19 protein-coding genes are annotated in these 20,628 nt (G+C 68.2%); 11 read left to right on the top strand and 8 right to left on the bottom strand.

Features of this window, described 5'->3' with window-relative positions; translation table 11 throughout:
• Positions 1–218 precede the first annotated feature (218 nt).
• From IAI59_RS21670 to IAI59_RS21650, 5 genes are all read left to right on the top strand, one after another.
• On the top strand, positions 219–572 hold the full coding sequence (locus tag IAI59_RS21670) for a hypothetical protein (RefSeq protein ID WP_207419816.1): 354 nt from the start codon (positions 219–221) through the stop codon (positions 570–572).
• On the top strand, positions 569–820 hold the full coding sequence (locus tag IAI59_RS21665; RefSeq protein WP_207419817.1) for a hypothetical protein: 252 nt from the start codon (positions 569–571) through the stop codon (positions 818–820). Before IAI59_RS21670 ends, IAI59_RS21665 begins: the two co-directional genes overlap by 4 nt.
• A gap of 86 nt (positions 821–906) precedes the next feature.
• Positions 907–1,098 carry a LexA family protein gene (locus tag IAI59_RS23210; protein WP_237181053.1) on the top strand — a complete coding sequence of 64 codons (192 nt, stop codon included), beginning with the start codon at positions 907–909 and terminating at the stop codon, positions 1,096–1,098.
• An 82-nt stretch (positions 1,099–1,180) separates the two neighbouring features.
• Entirely contained in the window at positions 1,181–2,440 is a 1,260-nt protein-coding gene (locus IAI59_RS21655) for a Y-family DNA polymerase (RefSeq protein ID WP_207419818.1), read from the top strand.
• 157 nt (positions 2,441–2,597) lie between these two features.
• Positions 2,598–3,254 carry a PEP-CTERM sorting domain-containing protein gene (locus IAI59_RS21650; RefSeq protein ID WP_207419819.1) on the top strand — a complete coding sequence of 219 codons (657 nt, stop codon included), beginning with the start codon at positions 2,598–2,600 and terminating at the stop codon, positions 3,252–3,254.
• Between the two features lie 49 nt (positions 3,255–3,303).
• Here IAI59_RS21650 and IAI59_RS21645 read toward each other — a convergent pair whose 3' ends face one another.
• Positions 3,304–3,468: a thermonuclease family protein gene (locus IAI59_RS21645; protein WP_272874700.1), complete on the bottom strand. Its 165-nt coding sequence runs from the start codon at positions 3,466–3,468 to the stop codon at positions 3,304–3,306.
• A 210-nt stretch (positions 3,469–3,678) separates the two neighbouring features.
• Here IAI59_RS21645 and IAI59_RS21640 point away from each other — a divergent pair, with 210 nt between their 5' ends.
• Positions 3,679–4,248, top strand: coding sequence for a PEP-CTERM sorting domain-containing protein (locus tag IAI59_RS21640; protein WP_207419821.1), 570 nt, complete (start codon positions 3,679–3,681; stop codon positions 4,246–4,248).
• A gap of 28 nt (positions 4,249–4,276) precedes the next feature.
• Here the strand turns inward: IAI59_RS21640 and IAI59_RS21635 are convergent, their stop codons facing one another.
• Complete coding sequence (locus tag IAI59_RS21635) at positions 4,277–4,441, bottom strand: peptidoglycan-binding domain-containing protein (RefSeq protein ID WP_272874701.1); 165 nt, start codon at positions 4,439–4,441, stop codon at positions 4,277–4,279.
• Positions 4,442–4,922: 481 nt separating this feature from the next.
• Between IAI59_RS21635 and IAI59_RS21630 the strand changes: the two genes are divergently transcribed.
• The 3 genes from IAI59_RS21630 to IAI59_RS21620 all read left to right on the top strand — a co-directional run bounded on the left by IAI59_RS21630 (position 4,923) and on the right by IAI59_RS21620 (position 7,824).
• Positions 4,923–5,837, top strand: a complete 915-nt coding sequence (locus IAI59_RS21630; protein WP_207419823.1) for a 3'-5' exonuclease — start codon at positions 4,923–4,925, stop codon at positions 5,835–5,837.
• A gap of 350 nt (positions 5,838–6,187) precedes the next feature.
• Positions 6,188–7,075: a Bug family tripartite tricarboxylate transporter substrate binding protein gene (locus IAI59_RS21625; RefSeq protein ID WP_237181056.1), complete on the top strand. Its 888-nt coding sequence runs from the start codon at positions 6,188–6,190 to the stop codon at positions 7,073–7,075.
• Between the two features lie 98 nt (positions 7,076–7,173).
• Complete coding sequence (locus tag IAI59_RS21620) at positions 7,174–7,824, top strand: YidB family protein (RefSeq protein ID WP_207419825.1); 651 nt, start codon at positions 7,174–7,176, stop codon at positions 7,822–7,824.
• A gap of 426 nt (positions 7,825–8,250) precedes the next feature.
• Here IAI59_RS21620 and IAI59_RS21615 read toward each other — a convergent pair whose 3' ends face one another.
• From IAI59_RS21615 to IAI59_RS21600, 4 genes are all read right to left on the bottom strand, one after another.
• The gene (locus IAI59_RS21615; RefSeq protein ID WP_207419826.1) at positions 8,251–9,924 is read right to left on the bottom strand and encodes a type IV secretory system conjugative DNA transfer family protein; all 1,674 of its coding nucleotides are present in this window, start codon (positions 9,922–9,924) and stop codon (positions 8,251–8,253) included.
• On the bottom strand, positions 9,924–10,232 hold the full coding sequence (locus tag IAI59_RS21610; RefSeq protein ID WP_336512486.1) for a conjugal transfer protein TraD: 309 nt from the start codon (positions 10,230–10,232) through the stop codon (positions 9,924–9,926). The genes IAI59_RS21615 and IAI59_RS21610 overlap by 1 nt, the downstream gene beginning before the upstream one ends.
• 7 nt (positions 10,233–10,239) lie before the next feature.
• Positions 10,240–10,593: a conjugal transfer protein TraD gene (gene traD / locus IAI59_RS21605; RefSeq protein ID WP_207419828.1), complete on the bottom strand. Its 354-nt coding sequence runs from the start codon at positions 10,591–10,593 to the stop codon at positions 10,240–10,242.
• Positions 10,594–10,792: 199 nt separating this feature from the next.
• Positions 10,793–11,242, bottom strand: coding sequence for an SMI1/KNR4 family protein (locus IAI59_RS21600; protein WP_207419829.1), 450 nt, complete (start codon positions 11,240–11,242; stop codon positions 10,793–10,795).
• Positions 11,243–11,473: 231 nt separating this feature from the next.
• Between IAI59_RS21600 and traA the strand changes: the two genes are divergently transcribed.
• A complete protein-coding gene (gene traA / locus IAI59_RS21595; protein ID WP_207419830.1) occupies positions 11,474–14,788 on the top strand; it encodes a Ti-type conjugative transfer relaxase TraA in 3,315 nt (1,104 codons plus the stop codon).
• A 295-nt stretch (positions 14,789–15,083) separates the two neighbouring features.
• Here the strand turns inward: traA and IAI59_RS21590 are convergent.
• Positions 15,084–16,252, bottom strand: a protein-coding gene (locus IAI59_RS21590) for an IS3 family transposase (RefSeq protein WP_207420058.1) whose coding sequence is annotated in 2 segments (ribosomal slippage) — positions 15,084–15,988 and positions 15,988–16,252 — 1,170 coding nt in all. Because the reading frame shifts where the segments join, the coding sequence is not laid out codon by codon here.
• 156 nt (positions 16,253–16,408) lie between these two features.
• Here IAI59_RS21590 and IAI59_RS23415 point away from each other — a divergent pair.
• Entirely contained in the window at positions 16,409–17,752 is a 1,344-nt protein-coding gene (locus tag IAI59_RS23415; protein WP_272877402.1) for a methyl-accepting chemotaxis protein, read from the top strand.
• A gap of 90 nt (positions 17,753–17,842) precedes the next feature.
• On the opposite strand, the gene IAI59_RS21580 is transcribed toward IAI59_RS23415, so the two are convergent.
• Entirely contained in the window at positions 17,843–20,320 is a 2,478-nt protein-coding gene (locus tag IAI59_RS21580) for an EAL domain-containing protein (RefSeq protein WP_207444014.1), read from the bottom strand.
• Between the last annotated feature and the right edge of the window lie 308 nt (positions 20,321–20,628).

Raw genomic sequence — 20,628 nt, 5'->3', positions numbered from 1 at the left:
CTGACATCCTGTCTGCACGCCGCCCGGACACAGAGGGTCCAGGCGGCGGCAACCCCTCGCTGTCCCCCCGGACGACCGTAGGGCGGCGGTGCCACAGCAAACGCCATAAGCAGCCTGGGTAGAATTTTCGCGACACGCAAATCACGTGGTCGCGCTTAAGGTTTGTTCTACTTTCGTTCATGATTATAGGATCTGCTTCCCACATGGAGTCCCCCGCCATGCCCACGCCCACCCGCCGCCAGTCTCTGCCCCCCCCCCGTGCGGCTACCGATCCCGCCAAGGAAGCCTTGCAGCGCATCTCCGGCCTGATCGCCCGCGGCCTCGACGCCGGTCGCCTGACGCGTGAGGCCGCCGATGTGCTGAGTGGCTGGGCCACCACCATGGAGGCCGACGACCTCCGCGAACTGCTGGACGAGGTGCACGGCCAGCTCGCCGAAGGCGTCGAAGCGGCTGAGGACATGGGCAGCGAGATCGACCCCGGCGACGCCGCCAGCGCCAAGCTGCACCAGCGCAGCCTCGGCGCCCTGATGGCGGCGCGCGACGCCTTCGGCCAAGCGGTCCTGCGGCTGTGACCGCGTCCTTCGACGCGGCACAGGCCGAAGCAGTGCGGCAGCAGGTCAAGGCGGCCTTCGCGCCACATCGCTGTTGGGTGACGCTTACCGAGGAGGGACAGCTCGACTTCGAGGTGATGACCCTAATAGGCGATCCGATCGTGGCGCTGTCCCGCGCCCCACTCGGCCCGCTCGACGCCCTGCCCGAACTCCTGGCCCAGGCGAAGGCCGTGGGTCGCGGGATCGGGTACAGCTTCAGCACGCCCTGATCCCGCTTGAGCGCGCAGCATGCCCCCGCCGCGTCATCCCGACCTGTCGCCGCAGGGCGCCTACACGGGCGCCGAGACCACCGGCTTTGTGTCGCCCGCCGGCGATCACCCTGGGCGAGGCCCTCGCCCGGCGAGGGATCCTGCCTGGCGACGTGCTGATCGTCGACGCGGCGGCCGAGCCCCGCTCCGGCGTGGTGGCCATCATCATGATCGGCGGTGAGGTGCTGCTCGGCCAGTTGCGCTGGCATGCCGGGCAGTGGTGGCTGCGTTCCGGTTAGGCCGACCGCGAGCCACTGCTACTGGGCGAGGGGGCGGAGATCTGGGCCGTGGTCGCCAGCCTGGTGCGCGAGCGGGTGTGAGATGCCCGCCGTCTACGGCCTGATTGACGGCAACAGCTTCTACTGCTCGGCCGAGCGCGCCTTCGCCCCGACCCTCCGAGCGCAGCCCGTGGTGGTGTTGTCCAACAATGACGGCTGCGCCATCGCCCGCACCCCCGAGGCCAAGGCGCTGGGCATCAAGATGGGCGACGCCTGGCACCTGGTGCGCGACCGCCGCGACCTGCGTGAGGTGCAGTGGCTGCCGTCCAACTACAGCCTGTATGGCGACATGAGCCGGCGGGTGTACGACGTGCTGGTGTCGCGGGTGCCCCGGGTGGAGTCCTACAGCATCGACGAGATGTTCCTGGACCTGGACATTCCTGTGGATCTCCAGAGCTTCTGCGCTGGGCTGCGACAGGAGGTGCGAAGGGTAGCGAAGATCCCCACCTGCGTTGGCTGGGGGCCGACCAAGACTATCGCCAAGCTGGCCAATGGCATCGCCAAAGACCACGCAGAACTGGGCGGGCTGTGCGACCTCACCGATCCAGAGGTGCGCGCCGACTGGTACCGCCGCCTGCCGGTGGATGAGGTCTGGGGCATCGGCCGCCGCACCACCGAGAAGCTGCAGGCCAGCGGCATCGAGACCATCGCCGACTTCATAAACCTGGACGCCCGGGCGGTGCGCGACGGGCTGACCGTGGTGGGCGCGCGGGTGCAGATGGAGCTGCGCGGCGTGTCCTGCCTGCCGCTGCAGCTGCTGGCGGCCACCCGCAAGGGGCTGGCCTGCACGCGCTCCTTCAGCCGGCCGGTCACCACCTGGGACGACATGCGCGAGGCGGCGGCGGCCTATGCCGCGCGGGCGGCGGAGAAGCTGCGGGCGGACGGGCTGGAGGCCTGCCACCTATCGGTGTTCCTGCACATTAACCCGCACGAGCAGGGGCGGCAGTACAGCGCCAGCCGCGCCTGCCGCATGGAGCCGACCAGCGACACGCGGTCGCTGATCAGCGAGACGGTGCGGCTGCTGGAGCCGCTGTGGCGGGACGGCTTCCGCTACGCCAAGGCGGGGGTGATCCTCAACGACCTGGTGCCGGCCGGGCAGCAGCAGCGGCTGTTTGCCACGCGCAGTCCCCAGGCCTCGGCCAAGACCATGGGGGTGATGGACGCGATCAACGCCCGCTACGGGCGAGGCACGCTGCGTGTGGCGGCGACGGGCTTCACGCGCAGCTGGGCGACGCGGGCGCAGCGGCTGTCACCGCGCTACACGACGCGGCTGGAGGACATCCTACGGGTACTGGCTTACTGAACTTAGGGTCACTCTGCGTACCATGACAACGCGTTCGTGATCTTTACATATCGCGAGTGCAGGTCGCCACCAAAATCGTAACGCAATGGAATCGTAAGCTGAATTGTACCGGCATGGGTTTTGCAACCGGAGGTATCTGTTCCAGGAGGGGATACCCATGAAGTCGTTGATCGCCGCTGGCTTGGTTGCCGCCTTGGCCGCCGCACCGCTCACCTCGGCCCAGGCCGACGTGATCTACAGCTTCACGCAGACAACGCACACCACGCAGAGCCCGACCTCTTCGCCCTACACCGGAGCCACACTGCCGGTGATCACCAGCTTCACGCTGGCGGTGACGGATGAAGCCGCCCTGAACGGCTTCAGCGCCTATTCGGACAACTTCAACTTCACTGGCACGCGCCCGACGCAGCTCGAAGGGGTCGTGGGCCTGTCGTTCAACCTCTTCAACGCGCCACAGCGGCGCGGCACGGTCAGCTTTGACCTGAATGACTTTGTGACGCCGCCGCCCTTCGGCCTTCCTGATCAGGCCCGCTTCCGGATTGATATCTCCGTGGCCGCGGGTGGTCTGCTCTCAGGCCTCGTCCGCGTCGACACCGGCATGGAAAACTCGTGGCTGTCGTTTGACGGCACCGCATCTGTCTTCGGGCGCTTCGCCAGCGACGGCACCAGCCTTTGCACAGCAAACGACAGTCAGCCGGGCTGCACATTCAGTGGCGTGCAGACCACCACCACCACCGTCCCCGAGCCGATGTCCATCGCGCTGTTTGGTGCTGGCCTCGCTGGTCTGGCAGTGGTTCGCCGCCGTAAGGCGTGATGGCAAGCACAGCGCACGGTGGGATATCCCACCGTGCGCTGTGCGGCATTTATCTCCGCCGTTGCTGCCGACGCCACGCCCAGGGCGGGATACGCTCGCGCTCAGGCAGCGACCACAGCCCCCGCCGCGCCGCCCGGGCCTCTGCCTCCAGCGGCAGTAGCGAGCGGTCGGTCATGTATTGCCGGTACACCCACGCATGGCCGCCGCGGACCAATTCGGCATGCCCCCACGCTCGACTGAGCGCAGTGGATAGTCCCGCTAGACGGGATAGCCCGATAGCCGTCGCTACCTGACACCCCGTTCATATTCTTTACAGATCGTGCGCGCCGGTTCTTAATCGGCCGTTTAACGCAATAGATTTAGAGCCAAAATCGCATAGGCATGGGTTTTGCAACCTCCCACTGTATTCCGGGAGGGGATACCTATGAAGTCCATTTTCGCTGCTGCTGCCTTGATGACCGCCGTTGCCGTCGCGCCGCTCGCTTCGGCCGAGGCTGCGGTGATCTATAATTTCGCTGGCGTGTCACAGCCGGGCGCTGCTGCCCCCGTGCCGCTGAACATCCAGCTGGTGCTGACGTCCGCTGAGACCGTCTTCTCCATCGTCGGCAACGGCGATGCCAACGGCAATCAGACCACGCTTCGCGGCGATGTTGATCGCTTCATCAGCATGACCATCGGTCGTGATGGTGTCGGCCCAAGCTTCGTGACTGGCATGATCAATTTCGCCCTGGCGTTTGACAGCGTCGGCAACGTGACCGGGAGCAGCCTCGTCTATGATGGCAGCAGCTACGATGCTCGCCTCACCGGCACGGGTTCTACGGCCAGCGGCCTCGTTGCTCAGGCCCAGTCCCCCTGCAGGATCGACACAGCCACCTGCGCTGTGAGCGGCGCCTGGACCGTCTCGACCCCGACCTCCGTACCCGAGCCGATGAGCATCGCGCTGTTCGGCGCCGGCTTGGCTGGCTTGGCGATGGTCCGCCGCCGCAAGGCGTGACGCTGTGGCGAGCGGTAGGGCAACCGCCCTATCGCTCGCCATCCCGCAGCATGGCCCAGGTCGCCGCGCCGACGATCCCGTCCGGCTTCAGGCCGCGTGCCTGCTGGAACTGCTGCACCACCACGTCGGTGCCCCGGCCGAAGATGCCGTCCACCACCACCGGGTATTCCCGCCGCACCAAAAAACGCTGCAGCTCGTTAACCGCAAAACCCTGCGCGCCGATCCGTAGCAGCTCGTTGGGTGGTACCGGCTAGCCCTTGGCCTTCGCGAAGGCATCGGCCAGCTTGGTGTCAAATGGCGACCATTTGGCCGCCGGACGGGCGGGGCTTGCCGCGGGCGTCGTAGCGCAGCGTACAGGCCAGGGCCTTGGTGATCTCATCCGGGGTGGCGGCCGTCAGATCAGCGGGCAGAGTGCCGCCGCGCTCAGCAGTCCGCGATCACCCGGTTAGTCACCCTGCAGCGACCGGCAAAGGACCATCTGCGTCAGGCCACAGCTGGCCTCCTGCAAACCCTGCGGCCGGGTCGTTCGGATCAGGTCGAGCGGGGCTCCGCCCTGAAACGGAGCCGGACGCTGCGGCTCGGACACAGGCGACAGCCAAGCCGGAATGGCGGACCGTCCTCGTTCGCGCTCTGACCATCTGGCGCCAGAACGGCAACGCGGGCATGCACCTGCGATGCCGGATGCGCTGAATGACCTGCCTGATGCTTCGCAACTCGAGGCCATGGCAGCCCTGCTGGAGAACAGCGGGCACTACCGTGTGCTGCGACGGATCACGCCGCCGCCGCCGCTGCACGCCCCGTCTGGTGTGCCGACACGCCTGGGTCTGCTGCTCGACCTCGAGACCACCGGCCTCGACCCGCTGCAGCATGAGATCATCGAGTTCGCCCTGCTGCCTTTCACCTACGGGCTGGATGGCACCGTCTACACGGTGGGCGAGCCCTTCAGCCGGTTGCGGCAGCCTGCAGAACCCATCCCACCCGCCATCACCGCGCTGACCGGCCTGACCGACGAGATGGTCGCCGGCCACAGCATCGACCCGGCGGAGGTGGCGCAGTTCGTCGCCCCCGCCGCCCTGGTGATCGCCCACAACGCTGCCTTTGACCGCCGCTTCGCCGAGGCGTTCTGCAACGCCTTCGCCACCAAGCCTTGGGCCTGCTCCCTGAAGCAGGTGGACTGGGCCGCCGAGGGCTTCGAGGGCAGCAAGCTCGGCTACCTCGCCATGAAGCATGGGCTGTTCTTCGACGGCCATCGCGCCGTGCACGACTGCCACGCCACGCTGCAGGTGCTGGCCCGCCCCCTGCTGCGCTCCGGTGTCACTGGCCTGGCCCGCCTGCTAGAGACCGCTCGGCAGGCCAGCTGGCGCATCTGGGCAGCTGACGCGCCGTTCCAGCACAAGGACACGCTCAAGGCCCGCGGCTACCGCTGGAACGGCGAGGTCAACGACCAGCCGCGCGCTTGGTACACCGACGTGCCGGAGGGGGCGCAGGAACAGGAATGCGCCTTCCTTTGCGACAGCATCTACGGCCGGCCAGTCGAGCTGCCCATGCGCCGGCTGACGGCCTTGGAGCGGTTTTCCGTGCGCGGCTGATAGCGCGGACAGGAGGACGTACGGCCCTGGCCTGCTGCAGCTCCGGCTGCGCGACCTTGGTTCCGTTCGTTGCACCTCACCCATCCGCAACCATGCCCGCCGCTGCACCACTCCGTTCGGGCGGTCGGAGCCGACTGGCGCGGCGGATCGGATGCGTCATCCGTCCCTCAGCAAAAGCGGGTAGACATCGGCAGGCTTGACGGGGCGGGCAGGGGTGGCTTCCCATCCGGGCAAGAAAGTCTGCATCCAGGGTGGGGAGAAAGCGGTCCATGTTGCATCGTCGCGCGCTGCTGGGCGTTTCCGCGGCTCTCGCCACGCCCTGTTTGGTGCGGGCGCAGGGGACATTCCCCATGCGGCCCATCCGCCTGGTCGTGGCCTTCGCGGCCGGGGGCGCGGCGGACAGCGCGGCCCGGGTCCTCGCCCCCCGGATGGGCGAGCGGCTGGGGCAGAGCGTCGTGGTGGAGAACCGCACAGGCGGCAGCGGCTCCAACGGCGGCGCGGCCGTGGCGCAGGCGGCGCCAGACGGGCACACGCTGCTGTGGGACGCCTCCTCGCACCTCGTCAATCCGAGCCTGCTGCGCGGGCTGTCCTTCGACTACACCACGGCCTTCCTGCCGGTGACGCTGGCCACCACCTTTCCGCAGGTGCTGGCGGTCAAGGCAGACAGCCCGGCGCGGACGCTGGCGGAGTTCGTGGCCCTCGCCAAGGCCCGTCCGGGCGCGCTGAACATTGGCACGCAGGGCAACGCCACGGCGGGACACCTGGCGCTGGTGCAGCTGCAGCGACTGGCGGGCATCGATCTGACCCACGCGCCCTATCGCGGCGGGGCGGATGCGGCTCGCGACCTGGCGGCGGGGGTGCTGGACGGCTGCTTCATCACCGCACTCTCGGCCGGGCCGGTCGCCGATAGTGGGCGAGCCCGCATCCTGGCGGTGGCCACAGAGGCGCGGCTGCCCTCGCGCCCGGACGTGCCAACCTTCGCGGAAGCAGGGCTGCCGGGGCTGACCATTGCCGAATGGTGCGCGCTGTTCGCCCCCGCCGGCACGCCAGCCGCCGTGGCAGAGCGGCTGCACGCGGCCGTGGCGGCGGCGCTGGTAGACCCCGAGGTGCGGGCGCGGCTGGACCAGATCGTGGCGCTGCCGGTGGGCTCTTCGCCAGTGGAGTTCGCGCGTTTCGTGCGCGAGGGGCGCGACAGCATGGCGACCCTGGTGCGCGAGGCGGGCATCCGCGCCGAATAGGCACGGGCCGCCCTCCGCCGTGAAAGCGGCGGGCCCCCGACAACAGAACTGCCGGTGTGGACGTTGTTTCCCGAGATCCTTGGAAAGGCAACGGCAACATGAGCAATTCTCTGTTCGGGCAGTCCGGCGGTGGCTTGGGCGGCGGCATGAGCAATACGGTGAAGATGGCCGCCGTGGCGCTGCTCATCCAGCAGTTGATGAAGCATGCCCAGGCCAGCGGCACGCAGACGGGCGACATGCAGGCGGCCCCCACGGCGGGCGGCGGGCTTGGCAGCATTCTGGGCGGCCTGCTGGGCGGCGGTGCGGCATCGTCGGCGAGCGGTGGCCTCGGCGGGCTGCTGGGTGGCCTGCTGGGCGGAGGTTCGGCCACGTCGGGCGGGTTGGGCGGCCTGCTCGGTGGTGGCTCGGGCGGTGGGCTGGGCGGCTTGCTGGGAGGGCTCGGCGGCCTGCTTGGCACCATGCGGGGGCAGGGGCTGGGGTCGCAGGTCGACTCCTGGATGGCGCCGGGTCCCAACCAAGCGGTTTCGCCGCAGCAGCTCGAGGCGAGTTTCGATCCGCAGGACCTCGACGAGGCCGCGCGGCACGCCGGCACCGACCGTTCCAGCCTGCTGGCCGAACTGAGCACCATGCTGCCCCAACTGGTTGACCGCGCGACGCCCCAGGGCGGCGTGCCGCGGCATGAGGGCGAGCTGGGGCAGGGTGGCCTGGCCGGACTGCTGAACGGGTTGACGGGTCACACGCCCCGGTGACGGAAAGCGGTCCATGTCGCCGATGACCCTGCTCTCGCCAGCAGGGGCATCGGTGCTGTTCCTAGCATGAGATCAAGGCCAGCGCATCGCCCGCCAGCCGGCGGGTGATTCCGGCGGCTATCTGGAGCTGTCCGCCTTCACCTGATTCACTGGCGAAGTGTCGGTGAGAACGCCATTGGACACCATCTGTGCCTTGAACGAGGCTGCGGCACATGCCGCCATGCGGTCGCCCGTGACGGAGAGCGGTTCAAGACACTCAGCTTCGTTCCGCGAAGCTGGGGGGGGGGGAAGAAATACGGGTCTTCACCCGATCCAGGTCAGACCGCAGGGGACCCCTGATCCGAAACATGACGATCCGGATCGAGTGAAGGTCTGCCAAGCACCGGCCCCTAGCTGTCTGGTCGCGGAACATCGTTGGGAACTGGATTAGCTGTCCGCCAGCCCAGCGAACTCCTTGTCCTCGTAATGCCTGAGCTTGGCGGTGAATGCCGGTCGCTGGCCCGGTCGCAGCAGCACCTGCCGGTCGGGGTGCAGTCGCATAGCCTCGTCGGGGTTGAGCAGGGGGCGGCCGGTGAGCTGGGTGGAACTGCTGTGGCTGCTCGAGCCGTGGCCCTCGGGGTTGTCCGGGATGGAGCGGGAGGTGCTGCCGGTCTCGAAGACCACGGTGCTGTTGCCGAGTGCCCGGGACAGCCACTGCGCGGTGTCGAGGTCGGCCGGTGCCGAGACCTGGATCAGCCCGGCATTGGCTAGGAAGGTGGCGGCAGACGGGCCGTAGGCGGCGCGCAGCTGGGCGAGGTCCTGCAGGATGGGCCAGAGCTGCAGCCCGAGGCCGGCCATCAGGCCGGCGGCCTGCAGCACTGGCTCCAGCCGGCCGAGGGCGGCGAACTCGTCGAGCAGCAGCAGCACTGGCGGTGTGTTGGGCCGCTGCGGCGTGCGGGCGAGTTGCTGGATGCCTTGCGCGATCAGCAGGCGCAGCCAGCGGCTGTAGGTGGTCAGGCGGTCGGGCGGCAGCACCAGAAACACCGTGGCGCTGCCCTGGCGCAGGTCGCTCCACTGGAAGTCAGTCCGGCTCATCGAGGCGGTCAGGCGCGGGCTGTCGAGCAGGTGGGTATGGCGCTGGGCCGAGGACAGCACGCCGGCAGCCTCGCGGTCGGCCTTGCCGAGCTGGCGGGCGGCGGCGCGGGACACCAACCCGCCGGCGGCCGCCGTATCGGCCAGCATGGCGCGCAGCAGGGCCTGCCAGTCGCCGGGCGGCAGGGTGAGCAGCCGGCGCAGCGCGGGCAGCCCACGCTGCCCTGGGGCGCCGCGACAGGCGAGGTGCAGCAACAGGCCGCTGATCAGCGCCTTGGCTTCCTCGTTCCAATGCGCGTCCGACACCTGTCCCGGCGGGTCGAACACCAGGGCATCGGCCAGCGTGGTGGCGTCGTCGGCGAGGTCGGGTGAGCCAGCGTCGAGCAGCCCCGCCGGATCGAAGGCGCTGGCGGGCTGTCCTGACACCCCAAAGGGATCGAGCACGAAGACAGGCCCGAAGCGCCGCCGCGCGCGGGCGCTGATGCGGGCGTTCTCGCCTTTGGGGTCGACGCAAAGGATGGCGCGGTCGGCGAGCAAGAGGTTGGGCAGCACGGTGCCCACGCCCTTGCCGGAGCGGGTGGGGGCGATGGTGAGCAGGTGGGCGGGGCCGGCATGCCGCAGCAGGCCGCCACGGCGGCCGGGATCGCGGCCGACCAGCAGGGCAGCGGGATCGCGGGCCAGGGCCGGGGCGGCCAGCCCCTGCCGCAGGGCGCGGCGCGAGGCCCAGGCGGCGGAGCCGTGCGAGGTGCCGGGCGCGGCGCGGCCGGAGAAGGCGGGACCGATCAGCTCGACCAGCGCCACCACCAGGCCAACGAGGGCGCCGAGCAGCAGTCCGATCACGGCGTGGCGGCCATTGAGCGGTTCGAGCACGATGACGGCGTTCCAGGACAAGCCGAGGAACGCGCCGACCAGGGCGCATGGGCCCATCCTGCGCAGGCACACCCAGGCCCAGCCGACCAGGGCGAAGGGCAGGGCGAGCAGCAGCAGGAGCAGGCTGGCCAGCAGGCGCAGCCCATGCAGCACACCCATCACGCGGGATCGGCCTGTGCCGCCTCGCGCTCGGCATGGAAGGCGCGCAGCCCGGCATGCCGCCAGCGGGCGCAGAGATGCTCCGGGGCAGCGGCCTCCACGCTGCCGTATGCCTCGCCGTCGCGTAGCCGTCCGGCTAGCTCCAGCAGGGCGCCGAGCAGCGTGGCGCGGTCATCATCGACCAGCTCGACCAGTCCGGCCTTGTGCACCAGGCCGCCGAGCTCGATCAGCTGGCGGGTGCGCTCGCGGCGCGCTGCGGCCCAGTCGCGGTGATCACCGCGGGCGGCGGCGGCCCCGGCGCGGGCGATGGCCTGGCTACTCCGCAGCCGGGCGTGCCGCGTCCTCCGCATCGCGGCGCGCAATGCGACCAGTCGCGGGCGCGGGCTTGCCGTCGGTGGCTGCGCTACCGCCGTTGGCTCCACTGGTGGTGCGACGAAAGAAGGCCTCGCCACGCTGACGCCAGCTTTCGGCCGCCTGTGGGTTGGCCTTGGCCTGCTCGAGGCCGTGCAAGAGCAGGCCGGCGAGCGCGTCGGGATCGAGGGTGTCGGCGGCGCCGGTGGCCAGCAGCAGCTCGCCGAGCTGCGACTTCTGCTTGTTGCGCAGCAGGCGGGCCTTGTCCTGCAGGGCGCGTAGCTCAGCGTCGATGTCGCGCGGACGGCGTGGTGCCATGGTGGGATCCCCCTTACTCAGTGCCGCGGGGTGTCCGGGCGTTACGCGGCGGGGGATGACACGCTGGGACGCGAGGGGAAACCCTTACCTCAGGGAAGAATCGAGCCGGCAATAGTTGGCGACGGGCAACGGGATGATGCTCCTCCAGCACGCTGGCAGCGCTGCATCAGCGCTGCCCTGGCCCATGCGTCGATTGCGATCAGCTGCCGGCCTCGAGCATCGCCAGCAAAGCATCGAAGCTGGGCGCGACAGGGGAGATACCGTCCTCGCCGGCGAGCTCGTGGTCGATGAAGACGATGGCGGGATCCTCGGGATGGCTGCGGGCATCGAAGGCCCAGAGGTTGCCGCCGGTGTCATCGGCGAAGGGCAGCAGGCCGGGGGGATACCGATCGCGCATGGTCTGCCAGCAGGTCTCGACGCAGTAGCTCACCGCGTCCGGGCTGACCTCCTCGGGAGGCAGCACCAGCAGCAGGATCAGCGAGGCGAACTGCGGGTCGGCCATGCTGTCCTCGTCGAGGCCCTCGCCCTGGTGCGCCACGGCGAGCGACCAGTAGTGGTCCGGCAGCGGGTGACCGAGCAGGCTTTCCAGCCGCTGGCGGTGAACAGCGGTGGTCTCGGGCAGAACAGCCCGCAGGTAGGGTTCCCACATCGACGATCAACTCCACATTCAGGGTCGGTCGCAGCATCGCAGATCAGTTCCAGGCGGGCGAGGTCACCCCCCAAGATCGTCACCGCCATAGCAGACCCGCCCATCCCGTCATGCCAAAGCAAAGCGGAGAAATGGCGCTTATACGTCGCCTGCGGCGACGTCGCGGAACGGTGAGTCTGATGGCGGCGCAACGATGCTCGCACCGGTCGCCGATCCGGGCGATAGGGCGGCATGGCGATCTACCACCTCTCGGCGCAGGTGATCTCGCGTGGTGCCGGACGTTCGGTGGTGGCGGCGGCGGCGTATCGTGCGGCCGAACGGCTGCAGGACAACCGCACCGGCGTGGCGCACGACTTCACGGCCAAGGCGCATGTGCTGCACACCGAGGTTCTGCTGCCCGATGGCGCGCCGGCCGCCTGGGCCGACCGCAGCGTGCTGTGGAACGCGGTGGAGGTGGGTGAGAAGAGGAAGGACGCGCAGCTGGCCCGCGAGGTGGAGTTCGCGCTGCCCCGCGAGCTGTCACGCGCCGAGGGGATCGCCCTGGCCCAGGACTTCGTGCGCGAGCAGTTCGTGGCGCGCGGCATGGTGGCCGATCTCGCGGTGCACAGCCCGGTGGGCGAGGACGGTCAACCGAAGCCGCACGCGCATGTGCTGCTGACCATGCGCGATGTGGTGCCGGGGCAGCAGGCGGACGGGTCGGACGCGACGTTCGGGGCCAAGCAGCGCGACTGGAACAGCACGGCCCTGCTGGAAGGCTGGCGGGCACGCTGGGGCGAGCTGGCCAACGAGCGGCTGGCCACGCTGGGGCACGATGTGCGGATCGACCACCGCAGTTTGGCAGCACAGGGCATCGCGCTGGAGCCGCAGCACAAGGTGGGGCCGGCCGGGATGCGGCGGGCGGAGCGGGGCGAGGCGGCGGAGCGGCAGGCAGAGCACGACGCCATCGCGCGCCGCAATGGCGAGCGCATCCTGGCCGATCCCATGGTGGTGCTCGACGCCCTGACGCAGCAGCAGTCGACCTTCACCCGGCAGGACCTGGCGCGGTTCGTGTCCCGGCATTCGGATGGGCCAGAGCAGTTCGCCCAGGCGATGGCCCGGGTGGAGGGGGCACCAGAGCTGGTGCGGTTAGGGCAGGACGCGGCGGGGCGGGAGCGCTGGACCACGCGCGACATGCTGGCGGCAGAGCAGCGCATGGAAGGGCATGCGGCGGCGCTGGCGGGGACCCAGGCGCATGGAGTGGCACCACGGCTGCAGGACCGCGCCTTGCGGCAGGCGCAGGGGCGGGGGCTGACGCTCAGCGACGAGCAGCGCGACGCGGTGCGGCACCTGGCCGGCGCGGAGGGATTGTCGCTGGTGCTAGGCTATGCCGGCACCGGCAAGTCAGCGCTGCTCGGCGTGGCGCGTGAGGCCTGGGAAGCCGAGGGGCTGCGGGTACGGGGCGCGACGCTGTCGGGCATCGCGGCGGAGGGGCTGCAGGCGGGCAGCGGCATCGCCTCGCGGACCATCGCCAGCCTGGAGTGGCAATGGGCGCGGGGGCGGGAGCAGCTGACGGCCCGCGACGTGCTGGTGCTGGACGAGGCGGGGATGGTCGGCTCGCGGCAGATGCAGCGGGTGCTGGAGCACGCGCAGCAGGCGGGCGCCAAGGTGGTGCTAGTGGGGGATCCGGAGCAGCTGCAGGCGATCGAGGCGGGGGCGGCATTCCGCGCGCTGGCGGAGCGGCATGGGGCTGCGGAGATCTCCGAGGTGCGGCGGCAGCGAGAGGGGTGGCAAAGAGACGCCACCCGCGCGCTGGCCACTGGGCGGACCGGCGCCGCCCTCGACCGCTACGAGCAGGCCGGCATGGTGGTGGGGCACGCGACGCAGGCGGAGGCCCGGGCGGCGCTGGTCGAGGGCTGGCTGGCAGGGTGGCAAGAGGCGTCCGGTCGCAGCCAGCTGATGCTAGCCGCGACACGGGCGGACGCGGCCGAGTTGAACCGGCTGGCACGCGAGCAGCTCGGGGGGGCTGGGGCGCTCGGCCCGGACCATAGCATCCAGACCGCGCAAGGCGAGCGCCCTGTGGCCGTGGGGGATTGCATCATGTTCCTGCGCAACGAACGGGCGCTGGGGGCCACACCGGACGGGCAGGGCGGCACGGCGGTGAAGAACGGCACGCTGGGCACGGTGACCGGCGTCCAGGGGCAGGGCGAGGCGGCACGGCTGACGGTGCGGCTCGACCCGAAGGACGCGGCCACCCCAGCCCCCGAGGTCTCATTCGCGGTGAAGGACTACGACGCCCTGACGCACGGCTACGCGGCGACGATCCACAAGGCGCAGGGGGTGACGGTGGAGCGCGCCCATGTGCTGGCGAGCGCCGCGATGGACCGGCATAGCGCCTACGTGGCGCTGACGCGGCACCGCGAGGGGGTCCGGCTGCACTGGGCCCGCGACGAGCTGGGCAGCCGGGAAGGGCTTACCCGGACGCTGTCGCGGCAGAGGGCCAAGGACCTGACGCTGGACTACGCGGGATCCGAAGGCACAGCCCGGGCGCAGACCGCCTTTGCCAACCGCCGCGGCGTTCACCCGCTGGCACCCGACAGCGAAATCGTGCTGCGCTCGCCGATCGAGCGGGCCCGGGCGAGCAATCAGGCGGCAGCGCAGTACCTGGACTGGGCGGAGCGGAAGCTGGAGCCACCACCCCCGCCGCTGCTGCCGGCCTACCGGGATCCGACGGGTCGCGACGCTCTGGGGCGGGGGAGCACCCTGGAGGAGATCGCCCGGGCGGTGGAGCAGGATCCGAGAGTACGGCAGGAGGCCGCAGACCGGGCGCAGTGGCTCCGGGCGGCGTATCGCGATCCAGGGCAGGCGGAGGCCAAACTGGTGGCCCTGCTCCAGGACAGCCAGGGCGACCGCGCCGAGGCGGCCCGGAGGCTGCGGGAGCGGCCGGAACAACTGGGGGCACTGCGCGGGCGGGAAGGACTGTTCGCTGGTCATGGGGCGCAGCTGGACCGCGCTGGGGCCAGGAGTGCGACGGGCTCGATCGTCAGCGGGCTGCAGCGCGAGGACGTGGCGCGCGAGAAGGCGGGGACGGACTACGTGGCACAGGTGGAGGCACAGCGGGCCCGGGACAGCGTCAAGGTGCCCGGGCTGTCGCAGCGCGCCTGGCGGGCTGTGGAGGCGGTGGAGCAGGCCAGGGCAGCCAGCATGGCCCAGGGCACTCAGACAGGCCCACAGGCCTACTGGCATAGCATGGTGGCCAGGCAGAGCCCGGAGGTCGCCAAGGCCTGGCAGCGGGAAGTGCTGGCGTGGCCGGAGGTAGCAGCGGAGCTCCATGCAATGGCCGATGCTGCAGAGCGGCGGCTCGGAGCGCAGGTGGTAGGGACGAGCAACACAGCGGGCCCAGGCACCGCCACACTGTCACGCGAAGGACTGGCGGGGATCGGCCGGGCCGTCAGCGCGGTACGAGACGGGCAGCAGGCGGTGCAGGCGCAGGAGCGGGCCCAGGTACGATCGCAGGAGGCTGAGCAGCAGCGGCTAGGAATCCGGCTTGGCCGAGGGCCGGGGCGGTAGTTTTTCAGCAATATCGGCTTGGTAGCAATTCACGGGCGGATTGCATGGCTGCCCGAACTGGACATCCAGCATGGGACAAGGCAGCAGGCGTCTACGTGAGTTCGGCGCAGGTTGACGTAAGAACCCGGCTGATACCGGGCAAACGGTGTACGCATGTCGTCCGGCCGCTCACGCAACCACTGACTCTCTAGCATCGTATGCCATGCGTCGACAGCGCTCATCACCATTTATAGTCTTTCTCGCGTGGAGGCAGCCTGGTACTGACCAGCCCCCATGAGGTGATCCGAGCAAAATGTCAGTGTACGGGCGGCCTGGGTGGGGTTGAACCGGCGGGACTTGGCGTTCCCGTCAGCACGGCTGGTAATGTCAGTATCACCTCCGGCGCGGGTGGCCGATAGCGCAGCGCGGAGTGCGGGCGTACCGTGTTGTAGTGCTTGCGCCATTGCTCGATCAGCACGCGGGCTTCCGCCAGGTTGTTGAACACCTCAGCATTGAGCAGCTCGTCCCTGAGCTTGCCGTTGAAGCTTTCCACGTAGCCGTTCTCCCACGGGCTGCCCGGCTCGATGTAGGCCGTTCCGGCACCCACCCCGGTGATCCAGCTCTTCACCGCGGTGGCCACGAACTCCGGTCCGTTGTCCGAGCGGATGTGCCCGGGGATCCCGCGCAGGATGAACAGGTCCGCCAGCACGTCGATGACGTCGAGGGAGTTCAGCTTGCGCGCCACCCGGATCGCCAGGCATTCGCGGCTGAACTCGTCCACCACGTTCAGCATCCGCAGCTTGCGTCCGTCCCGGGTGCGGTCCTCCACGAAGTCGTAGGCCCAAACGTGGTTCGCCCGCTCCGGGCGTAGCCGCACGCAGGATCCGTCATTCAGCCACAACCGCCCGCGCTTTGGCTGTCGCGGTGGCACCTTCAGCCCCTCGGCCCGCCAGATCCGCTCCACCCGCTTGTGGTTGCACGCCCAGCCCTCAGCGCGCAGCAGGGCGGTGATGCGCCGGTAACCGTAGCGGCCATACTGCTTGGCCAGTCTAACAATAGCCCGGGTCAGCGCTGCCTCGTCGTCGGCCGCCCGCCGCGGCTTGCGCTGCGTCGAACGGTTCTGGCCCAGCACCCGGCAGGCCGTGCGCTCAGAGACCTGCAACGCCGCTGTGACATGGTTCACCGCGACGCGACGACGGGCAGCGCTCAGAAGTTTCCCGAAGCGGCTTCCTTCAGGATCACCTTCTCCAGCGTCAGGTCCGATACTGCCCGCCGGAGGCGGCTGTTCTCCTGCTCGAGCTGCTTCAGCCGACGAACTTGGTCCAGCTTCAGGCCGCCATACTCCGATCGCCAGCGATAATAGGTCGCCTCCGTCACCCCGATGGCCCGAGCACCGTCAGCCACCGTCTTGCCCTGACCCACCAGAACCTCGACCTGCCGGAGCTTGGCCACGATCTCCTCAGGCTTGTGCTGCTTCCGAGCCATTCCAACCCTCCAAATTGCACCACCGATCTCACACGATCGGCGGCCCACTTCTACGGGGACAGGTCAGTCGATAGCTAGAAATACGAGTTTCTTTGGTGACATTCATAATGCAGCAATCCTGATAGAAGCATGAAGCCTCCTGACAGGAGACATCTCATGATCGACGCGTCGGATCGTGCCCACCGTCACCGTCTAAATGCTTTTGGCCTGACGCCGGACAGCATCCTGCTGCTGCAAAGCAACGCCGGCTTCGCCCGCCAAGCGCTTCCGGTGCTGCTGAAACAGCTGCACCAAGCCTTCGACCCCTGGCCGGAAATCCGCCACGCCTTGGAGCAGCCGGCGGTGCACGGCCCGCGCCTGGCGCATTGGGAGCGCGTCATCTGCGGCGAGCTCGGCGACGGCTTCTACGCGTCCGCGCAGGCCCTGGCCGAGGCGCTGTACCGGCACGGCGCGCCGGCCTATGCCGTGACCCTGTGCCACCGCACCGTGTCCGCCGCCGTGGTCGCGCGGCTGGCACCGGCCGGAAGCTGGGGCTGGCGGCGCGGCCAGCAGCAGCGGAGGCATGCCGCCATGACCGCGGCACTGTCCGCCGCCGCGTGGCTGGACCTGGAAGTGCTGCTGGAAACCTATGCGGTGGCCGAGCAGGACGCGCGCCGGGCCCTGATGCACGGCTTCGCGCAGCGGTTCGAAACCGGCGTGAACGGCGTGATCGACGGTGTCACGGCCTCCACCCAGCACCTGGCCACCAGCGTGCACGGCATGGGCGAAACCGCTGCCCTGGCCAGCGAGCGGATGGGCACCGCGGCCGGCGCCGCGCGCGAAGCCAGCGAGAACATCAACACCGTCGCCGCCGCGACAGAGGAGCTGACCGCTTCCATCCGCGAGATCACGCGCCAGGTGACGCAGTCGGCCGACATCGCCAGCCGCGCCGTGCGCAGCGCCGCCGAAACGGACCAGGTGGTGCAAACGCTGTCGGATGCCGCCGGGCGGATCGGCGACGTGGTGCGGCTGATCGGCGACATCGCGGGGCAAACCAACCTGCTGGCGCTGAACGCCACGATCGAGGCGGCGCGGGCGGGCGACAGCGGCAAGGGCTTCGCGGTGGTGGCCAGCGAGGTCAAGGGGCTGGCCAGCCAGACATCCCGCGCCACGGACGACATCCGCCAGCAGATCGAGCAGATGCAATCCGCCACCCAGGGCGCGGTGCAGGCGATCCGCAGCATCAGCACCACGGTGGGCGAGATGGGCGACATCGCCACGGCCATCGCCGCCGCGGTGGAGCAGCAGGGCAGTGCCACGGCGGAGATCTCGCGCAGCGTGCAGGGCGCGGCGGACGGCAACCGGGTGGTGGACCAGCAGATGGAAGGGCTGCGCGACACCGCCGCAACAAGCCACCGCATGACCGGCGAGGTGGACCAGGAAACGCGCGCGCTGAACGGCCAGGTGCAGGAACTGTCGGGGTCGGTGCGGGACTTCCTGCGGCAGGTGCGAAGCGCCTGACCTACTTATCGTTCAGTCTCAAGAACGATAACGTTTAAACCGGTGTGCCGCCCCTTTCAGAAGCTAGAACACAAAGCTTGATTCGAAGGATCAATGACCCCTTGGGCATGCGAAGTCCTGGAGGAAGCGGTTAACGTCCCCGGCCGGCATCGGACGCCCTAGCAAATAGCCTTGGATCTGGCCACAGCCTTCTCGGACAAGCCACTGCAGCTGTTCCTGCGTTTCGACACCCTCAGCCGTGGTGTCGATCCCCAGGGCGCGTGCGAGGTCGAGGATAGACCGCACGATGGCTTGGCTTTCGGGTCTTTCGATCAGCGGGCGCACGAAGCTCTGGTCGATCTTCAACTTATGAAACGGGAAACGTTGGAGATAGCCGAGCGAGGAGTAGCCAGTCCCGAAGTCGTCGAGGACAATCAGTACGCCGAGATCCTTGAGCTGGTGCAGAACTGCAAGGTTCGTCTCACTGTCCTCGAGCAGCACTGTTTCCGTGATCTCCAGCTTGAGGCGGGATGCCGGGAGCTTAGTTTCCTCGAGGATGTGAGCGACTAAGGCCACCAGCTTTGGGTCGCGGAACTGGACCGGAGATAGGTTGACGGCCACGCGCACAGGGGACCGCCATGTCATCGCGTCTTGGCACGCTTGGCGAAGAGCGATGGCGCCAAGTTCCATGATCACGCCGCTCTGCTCGGCCACTGGGATAAATTCCGCCGGCGACACGGCGCCTCGCGTTGGATGGCGCCAGCGCATCAGAGCCTCAAAACCACCGATCTGACCTAGGGGAAAGTCGACGAGCGGTTGGTAGGCCAAGCTGATTTCGCAGCGTTCCGCCGCCTCGCGCAAGTCGCGAACCAGCTGATGTCGGTTCTCGAGCCCCTGACGCATGCTGGCCGTGAAATGGCTGTAGCCTTGCCCGTCACCGCTCCTTGCCTGGGACATGGCAATCTCGGCGGCTTGGAGAAGCTGGTCGGCATCCTGCGCATCGTCGGGTGTCCGGGCAATGCCAACGCTGAGCTTGAGGCGGATCGTGCTGCCGTTCTCGCTGTAGGGTCGCTCAAGAGTGTCGAGAAGGTCATTCGCCAAAGCATCCAGGGTTGGCCTCTGTATCGTACTAACTGGCAGCACTGCGAATTCAGGCCCATCTAGGGCGGCGACAAAGCAGCCAGCCTGCACGAAGTGCTGCAACCGCTCGGCTGCGCGCTGTATCAGCGCTTCCCCCATCGCCGGACCGAACGTATCGGTCGCAGACCGAAAACCGTCCAACCGCAGCCGTAACAGAGCCTGGCCCCCAACGCCTTGCGGGTTTCCCCCAAGACGTGCTCGCAACTCGCTATGCAAGAGGGTGCGGTTGGGCAGGTCAGTCAGCGGATCATGCTCAACTTGGTGCAGCAGCTGCTGGCTCAGCTGGTGCTGTTCAGTCACGTCGCGGATGAACAGCGAGATGCCCTGCGGGGTTGGATAGGCGTGAACATCCATCCAGCCACCCAGGCGCGAACTGTACCATTCCAGGTTCACCGGCGATCCGCTGTCCTGTGCCTGTCGAAGGCTTTTCTCGACCGAGCTGCCAATCAGGTCTGGCATAGCCTCCCACAGGACCTTGCCTAGTAATTCGGCATAAGCCTCGATACAGCGAAAGTGCGGATTCAGGTAAGTCGCGCGCCAGTCACGGTCGAAGAAGGCGACAAAGTCCGTGGTGCTCTCGAGGACCCCTTCGAGGCGCCGCCGTCCTTCCTCCACTGCCAGTTCTATCGTCTTGCGGTCGTCGATATCTTCGACAGCGCCGTACCAGCGGACAATCTGTCCCGCTTCATCCCGACGCGGCGCTGCTCGGCTTCTCACCCAGCGTCGCGAGCCGTCGACCATGCAGAACCGGAATTCATAATCCATGCGCTCTCCCGTCCGGAGCGAATGGACAAAGGTGTCCCTGACCCTTGCCTGATCGTCCGGGAACACAGAACGTATCCAACCTTCGTCGTGCACTTCATCAAGTGTCATGCCCAGCTGGTCCAGGAACTCAGCCCGGATTTCGAGGAGGTTGCCGTTGGCATCGGCGACCCATTGGCTCTGCGGGCTCAAAGCCACGGCCCAGCGATGGTGCTCCTCACTCTCTCGCTGTGCAGCGGCGGCTTGCTCCATCTGCAGAATGACCGAAGCTTGGAAGGCCAGATCGCACAGCGTTTCTACTTCACTGCTGGAAAGATGGCGAGGCTTGGTGTCAAAGACGCAGAGACTGCCAAGCACTCGTTTCTCTGCATCAAGCACCGGCACGCCTGCATAGAAGCAGATACTCTCAGGACCGGTGACGAAGGGGTTTGATGCAAAACGTGGATCCTGACGGGTGTCAGGTACGATGAGGGGCTGGGTCGGATCGAGGACAGTGTAAGCGCAGAAGGTGTCGTCCCGAGGGGCGCTGAGGCCTTGAGCAAAGCCCACTGCCGCCATGAGCCACAGGCGGTCGCTATCCATCAGTGAGACCATGGCCAGTGGCGCGTCGAAGAGGCGTGCTGTTAGGCGTGTGAGCCTGTCGAAGCGGGGGTCCAGCGGCGTATCCAGCAGTCCGGTCCGTTGCACGGAGCAAACCCGCTCGACCTCATCGGAGGGCCGTAGCGAAACTGCTTCAGAAATAAGATCCACGCTGCTGTCCGAACCATGAGTGGGAGCATCCAAAGCGAAATTTCTCCCTATGCAATTGTTCTACTTAAAGGCGAATTGCGTCAACGTTCCAGTCTTTTATCCATCGGCCGCCTAGGCGGTAGGTACTGTGCCTGTAGATGGCGATCTTCAATGTGAGATGCCGACCTAAGGGTCGCTTTCCGACCCAAGCAGATCCCCTCACACTGTACGACGCGCGATAACTCCACCTTATCGTATCCCTACTT

The organism is Roseomonas haemaphysalidis, assembly GCF_017355405.1.
GTDB lineage: Bacteria > Pseudomonadota > Alphaproteobacteria > Acetobacterales > Acetobacteraceae > Pseudoroseomonas > Pseudoroseomonas haemaphysalidis.
This window is presented reverse-complemented; position numbering and strand designations above follow the sequence as displayed.